Below are 1,002 nucleotides of genomic sequence, written 5' to 3'. Positions count from 1 at the left end.
GGGTAGTGGTAGGATGCCTGTGTGGTGGATTTGATCCGCCAAGGCCGGCGCCTCTCAGGCCCAACCCATTCCCCCCGCCCACTGGGAGCGTCGGCCACCCTTCCATGAAGAGAGCCCCTCAAGTGGTCGCCTGGGCCGGCAGCGTCGCGATTGTGGGCCTGGTCAGAACTTGTAGCTCAAATTGATCCCGACCGTATTCAGCTTCACGTTCTGATCGCGATCGTTAAAGGGTTCTGCCACCTCGTAGTGCTCGGAGCCGAAATCATAGTAGCGATACTGCGCGCCGACGACGAACTTGTCGGTCAGCGCGTAGTCGACGCCGGCACCCACGGTCCAGCCGACATTCGTGCGCGTGCTGTCGAACGCCGGACCCGCGACTTGCGATGTTTCGATGCCGGCAAAGGCGACGCCGCCAATGCCGTAGACCAGCAGGCGGTCCATGGCGTAACCCGCCTTGGCGTTGACCGACCCGAACCACTTGATGTCGGTGCCGAATGTGCTTCCCAGCGCCGATACCGTCGTGCCGCCGACCGAGGAATAGTTGAGGTCCGCCTCGGCGCCGAGCACCGCCTGGTCGAATTGCCACAGGCCGGCGACGTGGCCGCCGACAAAACCGCCGTCAATGTCGGGCGCGATGGAAAATGGCGCACCTTCTGTCACCGATACATCGGATTGGCCCCAGCCATAGCCGGCCTGCAGACCAGCGTAATAGCCCGTCCAGTCGAATCCGGGCGCGGTCATTGGCACGTCGACCGCCGGGTCGGCTGCAAAAGCCGGCACGGCCAGAACGGCAAGGAAACCGGCACTAGCGACCATCAATCGACGCATCGAACTCCCCGAAATGACGGTTCAGAAAGATCCTCGTCAGAAGGATAACCGCATTCGCCGCAATCGCAATCCCCCTGTCGCCGTACAGAATCCTCTATTTGGCATCGATGAAGTCCAGCACAGCCTGGCTATATTCATCCGGCGCTTGCAGCATGGCGAAATGACTGGCGTTGG

At 61.8% G+C, this 1,002-nt stretch carries 1 protein-coding gene; it reads right to left on the bottom strand.

Features of this window, described 5'->3' with window-relative positions:
- Window positions 1-162: 162 nt before the first annotated feature.
- Window positions 163-828, bottom strand: coding sequence for an outer membrane protein (locus EN925_RS37270; protein ID WP_027160415.1), 666 nt, complete (start codon window positions 826-828; stop codon window positions 163-165).
- Window positions 829-1,002: the final 174 nt, after the last annotated feature.

Source organism: Mesorhizobium sp. M7A.F.Ca.US.006.04.2.1, assembly GCF_004022915.1.
In the GTDB taxonomy this organism is placed as follows: Bacteria; Pseudomonadota; Alphaproteobacteria; order Rhizobiales; family Rhizobiaceae; genus Mesorhizobium; species Mesorhizobium ciceri.
This window is presented reverse-complemented; position numbering and strand designations above follow the sequence as displayed.